The organism is Dankookia rubra (assembly GCF_004355005.1).
GTDB classification, from domain to species: Bacteria; Pseudomonadota; Alphaproteobacteria; order Acetobacterales; family Acetobacteraceae; genus Paracraurococcus; species Paracraurococcus ruber_A.
The window spans coordinates 47,810-59,162 of the sequence record NZ_SMSJ01000026.1 but is presented as its reverse complement, the minus strand read 5'-3'; the positions used below and the strand labels follow the sequence as shown (position 1 = coordinate 59,162).

Here is an 11,353-nt window from a genome sequence, read left to right as displayed (position 1 = left end):
GGCCTGCTATCTCGCCATCCTTGACCCGGAGCCCCCGGCGCCCGACCTTTGCGGCGGAACAGGGGCACCCCGCCCCGGCAGACGAGGCACCACCGATGAGCGAACTCACCAAGGCCGTCACCGACGACAGCTTTAAGCAGGACGTGCTCGACGCTTCCGGCGCCGTGCTGGTGGATTTCTGGGCCGAGTGGTGCGGCCCCTGCCGGATGGTCGGGCCGATCCTCGACGAGCTCGCCTCGGAATTCGAGGGCAAGCTGACCATCGCCAAGGTGAACATCGACGAGAACCCGATGACGCCGAACGAATACGCCGTGCGCGGCATCCCGACCATGCTGCTCTTCAAGGACGGCAAGCTGCTGGACACCAAGGTCGGCGCCTCGCCCAAGGGCCCGCTGCGGGAGTGGATCCAGGGCCAGATCGGGTAGGGCAAGGCCGGGGGGACGGCCGTCTCCCCGGATCCCTCGTCCCTTGCCCTGGGGCCGGCGCCCGCCGCGCCGCGGCTGCCGGACCCACGAGAAAGAAGACCGGGGTTCGGCGCGGGAACGCTTTTCCCTCCCCGCGCTTTGCCCGCCATGATCCGCAGCATCCTCGCCCTGCTCCTCCTGCTGGCCGCCGGCGCCGCCCGCGCCCAGCCCTTCACCGTCACCGACTTCGCCACCGGGCTCGACCATCCCTGGGGCGCCGCCTTCCTGCCTGATGGCCGCCTGCTGGTGACCGAACGCCCCGGCCGGCTGCGGCTGGTCGGCCGGGACGGCCAGGTTTCCGCGCCGCTCGCCGGGGTGCCGGAGGTCGAGGCGCGCGGCCAGGGCGGGCTGCTCGACATCGCCCTCGCGCCGGATTTCGCCCGCACCCGCGAGCTCTACCTCTGCCAGGCCATGGCGGTGCAGGGCGGCGCGCTGACCCGGCTGGTGCGCGCCCGGCTCTCGCCCGACGCCGCGGCGCTGGAGGCGGCGACCCCCATCCTCGACGCCACGCCGCCGCAGGAGCAGGGCCGCAACCACTGGGGCTGCCGGATCGCCTTCGCCCGGGATGGCGCGCTCTTCCTGTCCACCGGCGACCGCTACGTGACCAAGCTGCGGGCGCAGCGGCCGGACGACCTGGCCGGCAAGGTGCTGCGCCTCGCCCGCAACGGCGCGGCGCTGCCGGACAACCCCTTCGCCAACCGCCCCGGCACCCGCGCCGAGATCTTCACCCTCGGCCACCGCAACCCGCAGGGGCTCGCCTTCAACCCCTGGACCGGCAGCCTCTGGCAGGCGGAGTTCGGGGCACGCGGCGGCGACGAGATCAACCTGCTCCGCCCCGGGCGCAACTACGGCTGGCCGCTGGTGACCAAGGGCGTCGACTACGACGGCAGCAGGATCGGCGAGGGCGCCTCCCGCCCCGACCTGGAGGAGCCGGTGCATTGGTGGGTGCCCTCGGTCAGCCCCTCCGGCATCGCCTTCTACGACGGCGCCGCCTTCCCGGCCTGGCGCGGCAGCCTCTTCGTCGCGGCGCTGAACCCGCCCGGGCTGGTGCGGCTGGCGACCGAGGGCGACCGGGTCGTGGGGGAGGAAAGGCTGCTGCAGGGCGGCCCCCGGCTGCGCCAGGTGGTGCCGGGGCCGGACGGGCTGCTGTATCTGCTGACGGACGATACGCGCGGGCGGGTGCTGCGGCTGGCGCCGCGCTAGCGCAGGCTGCGGCCGGAGCCACCTGCGCGACCAGGCGAAAGGATCGGGCGGCTTCCGCGCGCCGGGGCATGGGAAGGCTGCTCCGGGCCGGATCGCCGCCGGACGCGGCGGCGCCGTGCCGGCCGGGGCGCGGCGCCGGCGGCGGACCCGCCGCGCCCGGCCCTCGCGGCGACGGATTGCCTGCCGCAATGCGCAACAAGTTGTTTGACCCGAATCCGAAAGACACCATAGGTTGTGTTCGGCGAGAGAACTTCGCTCACCCAACCAGGATGGCGGCCATGCAAGCCCAGGACTCCCTGCCCTTCCTCCACCAGGCCGTGACGATCCCCGGCAGCTGCGCCAGGGAGCGGCGGTCCCTGCTCGAGGCGCTGAACGCCCTGTCCAGGCGGGCCGAGGCGGCCGGCCTTGACCTGACCGCGGCGCGGCTCCGCGCGGCCGGCAAGCTCGCCTGCGCCGAGCTGGTCGAGGTCAGGCTGAAGGGACTCGCCTGACGCCTTCAGCGCCGGGGTGCCGGCGCCGCGTCAGAGCAGGCCTCCCTGCCTGAAGCTCAGGACGCGGCCCTTGCCGATGATGATGTGGTCGTGCACGACGATCGACATGACCGCCCCGGCGGTGCGGATCTCCTGGGTCATCTCGATATCCGCCCGGGACGGCGTCGGGTCGCCGGACGGGTGGTTGTGGACCAGGATCAGCGCGGTGGCGTGCAGTTCCAGGGCGCGCCTGACGACCTCCCGCGGGTAGACCGGCGTGTGGTTCACCGTGCCGCGCGCCTGGGCTTCGTCGGCGATGAGCCGGTTCTTGGTGTCGAGGAACAGGATCCTGACCTGCTCCGTCGTCTCCCGCGCCAGCGCCGCGGTGAGGTAGTCGATGAGCCGGTCCCACTTGTTCAGGACCGGCGCCTCCATCACCTCGGCCCGCGCCAGGCGCAGGGCGGCGGCCTGGACCAGCTTCAGCGCGGCGACGCTGTGCTGGCCGAGCCCCCGCGTGTCGAGCAGCACCTGCTGCGGCGCCGCCAGCACGTTGGCGAAGCTGCCGAAGCGGTTGATCAGCGCCTTCGCCAGCGGCTTGGTGTCGCCCTTCGGGATGGCGAGGAACAGCAGCATCTCGAGCATCTCGTAGTCCGCCAGCGCGTCCGGCCCGCGTTCCAGGAGCTTGTCGCGCATCCGCGCGCGATGGCCGTGCGGCCCGGTGCTCGGGAAGGGCAGCGCGGGGTTCGCCATGGGGTCCGCGACGCTGGCCGGGACCAGTTCCGGCCCGAACGGGTCGGACGGCGCGCGGCGCTCGACGAGGCCGGGCCTGCTGGCCTCGCCGAAGCCGCGCCGGGCGTGCGGGGCGGACGGTTCTGGATACGGCCTCGGGGCCGCGGCCGCGCCCTGCGTCGTCGCCGGCTTCCGCGCCGCCCCCGTGCCGAACAACCGGTTCCACCACACCTGGCCCCACCCCCATGCCGAGCCGAAACAATCTGCCATACCGGCACAGCGTGTTAATAGAAATTAATTTGTTATTGTTATTGACCGCAACACTCTGCCGGCAGGACTTCGACCTGTGTGCGGACCGCAAGTCATCCGGAGAATTGGCGTGCCGCTTGACTGGCATCGGCCGTTGATCCGCCGGTCCGACGGCCAGCGGCCGCGCCAGCCCGGCCATGCGGGTCGCCGCCGGGCAGCGGGCCCGCGGCGCGGGCGATGCGCCGGGACCAGGGCGCGGAACCGGGGCGCGGAACCGGGGTGCCCGATCCGCCCCGGCCCTCCCGCGCGAGGGCCGATCCCGGCCATGCCGATCTGCGGCAGCGCGACCCCTTCCCTGTGAGTCCCCCGCGACCGGCCGGCCGCGCCTGCCGCGCGCCGCGCTCGAGCGGCTCCGCTTCGCGCCGGCCGGCGGAAACCGCTGCATCCCCGTGTTCGGACGGGCAAGCCGCTCCGACCGGATGATCCCGCCGGTCGGAGCTTGCGCTAGGCCAGCACCACGTCCCGGTCGATGAACCGCACCAGCTCGATCCCGACCAGCCGGTCCGTCCCCTCCGGCCCCACCGCCAGCCAGCTGCCATCCGCCATGTGCCTCAGCACCGTGCCGGCGCGCGCCACGCCGAAGACGGCCATGTCGCTGCCCGCGCCGCCATCCAGCAGGTCGTTGCCGGCACCGCCGAGCAGCGTGTCGCCGCCGGCGCCGCCGCGCAGCGTATCCGCCCCGGCGAGGCCGAGCAGCCAGTCGTCGCCGGCGCCCCCGGTCACCGATTCCCGCTCGATCCCCTGCAGACGGGTGGTGTCGGTGCCGTCGGACAGCAGGAAGCCGGCGCCGTCCAGGTCCAGCCGCAGCGCCCGGGTCGCGCCGGCCCGGCTGACCGAGGCGAAATCCGCCCCCGCCCCGCCGTCCAGCAACGCGGCCCAGTCGGCGGAGATCAGCGTGTCGTCGCCGGCGCCGCCGAGCAGCACGTCGCGCCCGAGATTGCCATCCATCGCGTCGTTGCCGTCGCCGCCCGTCAGCGTGTCGCTGCCCGCGCCGCCGCGCAGCGTGTCGCGGCCATCCTGGCCGAGCAACAGGTCATTGCCCGCGCCGCCATCCAGGATGTCCCCGAGGGCGCCGCCCGAGAGCGTGTCGTCGCCGGCCGCGCCGACCAGCGTCGCCGCCTCGGTCAGCGCTGCGGGCAACAGCAGCGCATCGGCGCCGGTGCCGCCCTCGAAGCGCTCCACCCCGGCCGGCGGCAGGCCGCGGAGGTCGAGCAGGTTGGCCCCCGCCGGCGCCACCCAGCGGTCGGCCCCGGCGCCGCCGTCGAGGCTGTCGGCGAAGGTCGCGGCGTCGGCGAAGGCCAGCGCCCGCTGCGTGCCGTCGCCGAGGCCGAGCAGGAGGGTCCCGGTGAAGCGGGCATCGGCCTCGGGCTGCAGCAGGTCGTTGCCGGCGCCGCCCTGCAGCAGGTCGGCCCCCGGCCCGGGCTGCAGCGTGTCGTTGCCGGCGCCGCCCGAGAGCGTGTCGGCGCCGGCGCCGCCCTGCAGCATGTTGGCCCTGGCGCTGCCCGCCAGCAGGTCGGCGAAGGGGCTGCCGCGGGCATGATCGATCAGCAGCAGCCGGTCGGTGCCGCCCCAGCCGTCCTGGGCGCTGCCGGCGGCGAGGTCGACCGCGACCGCGGCCGGGTCGCCGGCATGGTCGGCCGCCACCGAGGTGCCGAGGGCCGGCCCGCGCAGCGTGTCGTCGCCGGCCAGGCCGCGCAGGTAGGTAAAGCCGCCCGGCAGGGCCAGGCCGGTCAGGTCGTCCCCGAGGCGGGAGCCCCAGGCGCTCTCGATGTTCAGCAGCGTGTCGCGGCCGCCCCAGGGATCGGTCGCCCAGCCGCCCGTGAGGTCGACCACGGCGCCGCGCAGCGGCAGGTCCGACCCTGGGGCGACGGCGTCATAGGCGGCGATGTCGTGGCCCGCGCCGCCGTCCAGCGTGTCGTCGCCGGCGCCGCCCGCCACGGCCTCGATCCCCGCCAGCCCGTCGGTGCCGGAGGGCTTGGCGGCGGTGCCGGCGGCGAGGTCGATGACCACCGCGCCGGCGCCGGCATAGCGCCATTCGTCCGTGCCCGCGCGGCCGTCGAAAACCTTGTCGCCGCCGGCGCCGGAGAGGAAGACGTCGTTGATCGCCGAGCCCAGCACCGTGTCGGCGAAGCCGGAGGTGACCGCCACCCGGCGGACATTGACCAGCGTGTCGGTGCCGCCCCAGCCGTCCTGCGCGGTGCCGACGGCGAGGTCGATCCAGGCCGCCGCCGGGCTCGAGGCGTAGCTGGCCTGCACGCCGGGGCCGTTGCTGCCGACCAGCGTGTCGTTGCCTGCCCGTCCCTCGAGGCTGGTGGCGAAGAGGCCGCTGCCGGCGCCGCCGCCGTCCAGCCGGTCCGCGCCGGCGGTGCCGGCGAAGGCATTGATGCCGGTGAAGGCATCCATGCCGCCGGCCGACTTCGCCACCGTGCCGGCGCCGTAGCCGGTCAGCTTCAACGCGATGCTGCCGGCCAGCGCGGCATAGCTCAGCGCATTGCCCGCCCCGGCGCCGCCGGCGATGCGGTCGCTGCCGGCGCTGCCCTGGAAGGCCTCCGTCCCGCTGCCGCCGCCCAGGCTGTCGTCGCCCGCGGTCCCGCCGCGCTGCACCCCGGGGCCGAGGACCGAGAGGAAGGTGCCGGCGACGAAATCCTCCGGCCCGATCGCCAGCGGCTGGCTGGTGGAGCCGATGCGCCAGACCGCGTCGGTCGCATCGAGCCGGCCGTTGCGGTCGAGGTCGAGCACCAGCCAGCCGCCGGCCGGCTGCGTGCCGCCGGCCAGGGCCGGCACCCAGAAGACCTGAAAGGCGCCGGTCGCGCCGTTCGGCAGCGCCGGCAGGGCGGTGCCGGGCGCGAGGGCCGCAAGCGGCCGGGTGACGCCGCCCCAGAGCAGGGCGCGGGCGATGCCGTCCTCCCCCGCATAGGTGCCGGCATCGACCCCGGCCAGCGCGTCGCTGATCCGCAGCCGGTCGCCCTCGGCGCGGGAAAAGGCGGGCAGCAGGTCGAGCCCGGCCAGGCTGGACCAGGCGGCCTCCCCCATCGCCTGCAACAGGATGCCATCGGCCCCGGCGCCGCCCACCAGGGTGTCGGCGCCGCGGCCGCCTTCCAGGCTGTCGTCGCCATCCCCGCCGGCGAGGCTGTCGTTGCCCTCGCCGCCCTGCAGCAGGTCGTCGGCCGCGCCGCCCAGCAGGGTGTCGCCGCCCATGCCCCCGACCAGCACGTCCGGCCCGGCGCCGCCATCGAGCCGGTCGTTGCCCGCGCCGCCGTCGAGGCTGTCGAAGCCGTCGCCGCCCGCGAGGCTGTCCTGGCCCTCGCCGCCCGAAAGCGTGTCGTTGCCCTCGCCGCCCGACAGCGTGTCGTTGCCGGCGAAGCCGTGCAGCCGGTCGGCCGCGGCGGTGCCGGCCAGGCTCTCCGCCCCGGTGGTGCCGAGCCCGGCGAAGGTCCCGGGCAGGAAGGCTTCCGGCCCGATCGCGGCCTCGAGCCGCACCACGAGGTCGGCGGCGCCGAGCAGGCCGTCGCGGTCGGCATCCAGCACCAGCCAGCCGCCGCCGGCGGCATCCGGCAGCCAGCGCAGCAGGACGCCGAGCCCGCCGGTCGGGTCCGGCAGGGCGAGGCCGGCCACCGGCGCGGCGACCGGGGCCAGCCGGCCGCCCCAGCCGAGCGGCAGCGTCCCCTGGCCGGGCAGGCCCCAGGTGCCGGTGGCGATCGGCCAGAGCGCCTCGCCGACGGGCTGTGCCCGCAGCGCCAGGCGGTCACCCGCGGCGAGGTCGAGATCGAGGATGCGGAGCGGCGCGGCGAGGCCCGACTCCACCCCGGCGACGCCCTGCAGGACAAACAGGTCGGCGCCCGCGCCGCCGGCCAGCGTATCGCCGCCGCCGCCGCGCAGCGTATCCGCGCCCTCGCCGCCCGCCAGCGAATCGGCACCGGCGGCGCCCTGCAGCAGGTCATCCCCCGCGGTGCCGGTCAGCGTCGCCAATGTCCCTTCCGCCCCCCTTGTCCCGCATGGGCCGGAAGGCGGCCCGCGGCGGGAAGGGTTAGGCGAAGGCGGCTTGCGGAAGGGTGAAGGCGGCGGCGCCCCGGCTCAGAACCGCTTCAGCAGCCGGTCGATGTATTCCAGTTCCTCGGCCGGCCGCTCGCGCTCGCCGCCGCGCTTGCGCAGTTCCTCCTGCAGCCGCCGGGTCCGCAGCAGCTCCGCCTCCTCCGGCACCCGGGTATCGGCGCCGTTGTCGGCATTGCCGTTCACGTCGCGCGACCGGCGTCCCAGCGGGTCGCGCCCCTCGCCCTGGCCCTGCGCCTGGTCCTGGCCCTGGCCGCCGGGCTGGTTCTCCCCGGCCATGTCCTGCGGGTCGCCCTCCTCCTCGCCCTCCTGGCCCTGCTGGCCGAACTGGCGCTGCATCGACTGCGCCATCTGCTTGCCGCCCTCCTGCAGGGCCTTCAGGGCGCGCTGCTGGGCATCCCGCGCGTCGCCGCCCTGGCGCAGCGCCTCCTGCGCTTCCCGCATCGCCTGGTCGGCGCGGCCGAGGCCTTCCGGAACCTCGCCGGTCAGGTCGCCGAACTGCTGCATCAGCTCGCCGAGCGCTCGGCGCAGGGCGCGCTGGCGGCGGGCGTCCTGCTCGCGGTCGGCCTGGGACCGTGCGTCCTGCTGCGGCTCGCCCTGCTGGCCCTGCTGCTGCTGGGAGGGATCCTGCGGCCAGCGGAAGTTCTGCTGGTTCAGCCGCTGCTGGCGGTTCTGCGCGGCGCGGTCGCGCTCGCTGCCCTCGGCGCGCTGGTGGCTGCGGTCCAGCATCTCGGACTCGCGCTTCACCATGTCCTGCACGACGCCCATCTGCTGCTGGCCCTTCTCGCGCTTCTGCTGCCGCTCCGGGTTCTCGGCCTTCTGCACCCGGCCTTCCTCCAGCGCCTTCAGCATCTCCTCGAGCTCGGCCAGCTCCTTCTTCGCGTCCTCGGGGCGGCCCTCCTTCGCCGCCTGCTCCATGCGCCTGGTCTTCCGCTCCATCTCCTTCTGGTCGAGCATCTTCGATTGCGGGTCGAAGGGGATGGCCTCGGCGTTCTCGCGCTGCAGCTTCTCGGCCAGCGCGTCGAGGTGCTGGCGGATGGCGTCGCGCAGTTCCTGGATGCGGCGCTGCAGCTCGGCGCGTTCCTCGGCCTGCTTCTGCTGCTGCTCTGGCGTCGCCTGCTGCTGCTGCTGGTCCTGCTGCTTGTCCTGCTCGGCCTGGTCGAGCGCCTGGCGCAGGGCTTCCCGCGCCTGCTGCAGGGCGCGGGCGGTGCGGCCGTCGCGGCCTTCCTCCAGCGCGATGGCGACCTGCCAGAGGATCTCCTGCACCTCCGGCACCGCCTCCGGCCGGCGGTCGACGATCAGCCGGCTGCGGGCCACGCGCAGCGCCAGGTAGGTGGTGGTGTCGTGCTCGAAGGCTTCGGGCGCGGCGGCGACCGCTTCCAGCTCGCGCCGGGCCGGGGCGCGGCGCTCGGGCTCGAGCGAGAGCTCCTTCCGCACCGCGATCAGGCGCTTCGCCACGGGATGGTTGAAGCTGCGCTCCGGCAGGGCGAGGCCGGCGGTCCCCGACACCCCCTCCTGCCCCGCGCCGTCGCGGGCAAAGAGTTGCGCCTGCACCTCGAGCCCGGCCCAGGGATGCGAGGACAGGTCGGGCGTCGCCGCCCCCTTGGCCTGCTTCGCCTGGCCGGAGGGCAAGGGCAGGTCGACCACCAGCGGCGGCGCCTCCGGCCGCGCCTTCAGCCGCAGCTCGGCGCGCAGCCCGGCGAGGCCCCAGTCGTCCTCGGCCTTCCAGGGCAGCCGGGTGCCGAGGCCGCGCGGCGCCCGGGCCGGCGGCTCGGCGAAGGCGACGGTCGGCGGCGCGTCGGCCTGCACCGCCAGCGCCCAATGCGCGAGCTCGGCGCCGTCGCGGCGCACCGCGAGGCGGCCGCCATGCTCCAGCATCGCCTCGGCGATGAAGCTGGCGGCGTCGAGCGCGCGGAAGGGGGTGGCCTTCGCGTCCAGCAGCAGGTCGGGCGCGGCGCCCTGGCCGCCGGAGACGCTGACCTGCAGCTTGCTGCCGGCCGGCACCGTGGCGGCGCCGCCGGCGGGGTCGAGGAAGACCGGCGCCGCGCCGGTGTAGCCCGGCGGGGTCACCCAGGCCTCAAGCTTCAGCGAGGGCGTCGGCGGCGGGCCGGCGAAGGCGGGGGTGACGGCGCGGCGCAGCCGCTCGGGCGCCTCGGTGCCGGCGACGGTCAGCGCCGCGACGACGCCGAGCAGCACGGCGGCGCGCAGCGCGCGCGGGTCGCGCGCCGGCAGGCCGGGGCGCGGGCTGCCGATCCGCAGCCGCCGGATCTGCGCCGCGGCGCGCTGCTGGTGCACCTGCCAGAGCGCGAGGCCGGCCGGGTCGGTGCCCGAGGGGCGGTCGGACAGCGCCGCCAGCGGCCGGTGCCGGAGGCCCGACATGCGTTCCAGCCGCCGTTCCGCCCCGGCATCGTCGGGCAGGCGGAAGCCGCGCCAGGCGCGCCAGCCGGCCCAGCCGAGCAGCCCGGCGAAGCCCAGCAGCAGCAGGATGTGCAGCGGGCCGGGCAGTTGCTGCGGCAGGTCGAGCAGGGCGACGACGAGGAACAGGCCGAGCAAACCGAGGACCGGCCAGGCCCGCGGCCAGGCGGCCTCCCAGAAAAGGGCGAGCCGCGCGAGGCGGCGCCGGCGCCGGAGCGCCGCGGCGAGGCCCGCGGGGGGATTGCCCCCCGGGGCTGCCGGCCCGGTGCCGCTCAGGGGGACCGCTCCTCGAGCCAGTCCGGGATGCGGTTCCCGGCGAGCAGGGCTTCGTAGGACTGCCGGTCGCGGGTGACGGCGAAGCGGGTGCCGTCCACCAGGACCTCGGCGGCCAGGGGCCGCATGTTGTAGGTGCTGCTCATCGCCGCGCCATAGGCTCCCGCATCGAGGAAGGCGACCAGCGCGCCCGGGGTCATAGATGGCAACGCCCGGCCGCGCGCAAAGGTGTCGCCGGTCTCGCAGACCGGGCCGACCACGTCGGCCGGCGCGACGGGGGAGACGAAATCGACCGGGCCGACCGGCAGGATGCCGTGCCAGGCCTCGTACATCGCCGGGCGGACCAGGTCGTTCATGGCGGCGTCGAGCACCAGGAAGCGGCGATCCGCCCCCTGCTTCTGCAGCACCACGGAGGCCAGCAGCAGGCCGGGGGGACCGGCGATCCAGCGGCCGGGCTCCAGCATCACCGGCAGGTTCAGGCGGCCGAGGCTGGCCTTGATGGCGCCGGCCAGCGCTTCCGGCATCGGCGCCGGCTCGTCCCGGTAGGGGATGCCGAGGCCGCCGCCGCAATCGACGTGCTTCACCGGCAGCCCGGCGGCCCAGAGCGCCTCGACCAGCTCGGCCAGCCGCGCATAGGCGGCGCGGTAGGCGGCCATGCCCGAGGTGATCTGGCTGCCGATATGGGTGGCGACGCCGACGGGCTCCAACCCCGGCAGGCCGGCGATGCGGGCATAGAGCGCGGGGGCGTCGTCGATGGCGACGCCGAACTTGTTCTCGGACCGGCCGGTGGTGATCTTGGCGTGGGTCCTGGCATCGACGTCCGGGTTCACCCGCAGCGCGACGCGGGCGGTGCGGCCGAGCGAGGCGGCGATCGCCGAGAGCATCGCCGCCTCCTCGGCGGATTCGATGTTGATCTGGGCGATGTCCTCGGCGATGGCGAGGCGGAGCTCGCGCTCGGTCTTGCCGACGCCGGAGAAGACGATGGCCGAGCCGGGGATCCCGGCGGCGCGGGCGGCACGCAGCTCGCCTTCCGAGACGACGTCGGCGCCGAGCCCCTCGGCGGCCAGCACGCGCAGCACCGCGAGGCTGGTATTGGCCTTCACCGCGTAGTGGATGCCGGCGCGCAGCCCGTCGCCGACCAGCGCGGCCTGCAGCGCCCGGGCGCGGCGGCGCAGGGCGCCGGCGGAATAGACCCAGGTGGGGGTGCCGGCGGCGGCGGCGATGCGGGCGAGCGGCACGCCCTCCACCATCAGCCCGTCCAGGGCGTTCATGGAGAGGTGCGGACGCGCGGCGAGAAGCTCGGCGAAGCTGGGGTCGGGATCGGCGGGGGCGATCGGAAGCGGGGCGGCCATCCCGCATTGTGCGGCGCGGGAGGGGGGTGGGACAAGCGGCGCGTGGGGGCGGACAGGCAAGGCCGGGGAGGGAAACAGGTATTCCCTC

The 11,353-nt window shown here is 75.5% G+C and carries 7 protein-coding genes; 3 read left to right on the top strand and 4 right to left on the bottom strand.

Annotation, left to right across the window (positions count from 1 at the left end; translation table 11 throughout):
- The first annotated feature begins 95 nt into the window (after window positions 1-95).
- The 3 genes from trxA to E2C06_RS18615 all read left to right on the top strand — a co-directional run bounded on the left by trxA (window position 96) and on the right by E2C06_RS18615 (window position 2,158).
- Complete coding sequence (gene trxA, locus E2C06_RS18625; protein ID WP_133290117.1) at window positions 96-425, top strand: thioredoxin TrxA; 330 nt, start codon at window positions 96-98, stop codon at window positions 423-425.
- 147 nt (window positions 426-572) lie between these two features.
- Window positions 573-1,667: a PQQ-dependent sugar dehydrogenase gene (locus E2C06_RS18620; RefSeq protein WP_133290116.1), complete on the top strand. Its 1,095-nt coding sequence runs from the start codon at window positions 573-575 to the stop codon at window positions 1,665-1,667.
- Between the two features lie 278 nt (window positions 1,668-1,945).
- Window positions 1,946-2,158, top strand: a complete 213-nt coding sequence (locus E2C06_RS18615; protein WP_133290115.1) for a hypothetical protein — start codon at window positions 1,946-1,948, stop codon at window positions 2,156-2,158.
- Window positions 2,159-2,188: 30 nt separating this feature from the next.
- Here the strand turns inward: E2C06_RS18615 and radC are convergent, their stop codons facing one another.
- The 4 genes from radC to lysA all read right to left on the bottom strand — a co-directional run bounded on the left by radC (window position 2,189) and on the right by lysA (window position 11,265).
- Entirely contained in the window at window positions 2,189-3,097 is a 909-nt protein-coding gene (radC, locus tag E2C06_RS18610; RefSeq protein ID WP_370451447.1) for a RadC family protein, read from the bottom strand.
- A 522-nt stretch (window positions 3,098-3,619) separates the two neighbouring features.
- Window positions 3,620-7,144: a calcium-binding protein gene (locus E2C06_RS18605; protein ID WP_133290114.1), complete on the bottom strand. Its 3,525-nt coding sequence runs from the start codon at window positions 7,142-7,144 to the stop codon at window positions 3,620-3,622.
- Window positions 7,145-7,249: 105 nt separating this feature from the next.
- On the bottom strand, window positions 7,250-9,916 hold the full coding sequence (locus E2C06_RS18600; protein WP_277751847.1) for a DUF4175 domain-containing protein: 2,667 nt from the start codon (window positions 9,914-9,916) through the stop codon (window positions 7,250-7,252).
- A complete protein-coding gene (gene lysA, locus E2C06_RS18595) occupies window positions 9,913-11,265 on the bottom strand; it encodes a diaminopimelate decarboxylase (protein WP_133290112.1) in 1,353 nt (450 codons plus the stop codon). The genes E2C06_RS18600 and lysA overlap by 4 nt, the downstream gene beginning before the upstream one ends.
- Window positions 11,266-11,353 lie beyond the last annotated feature (88 nt).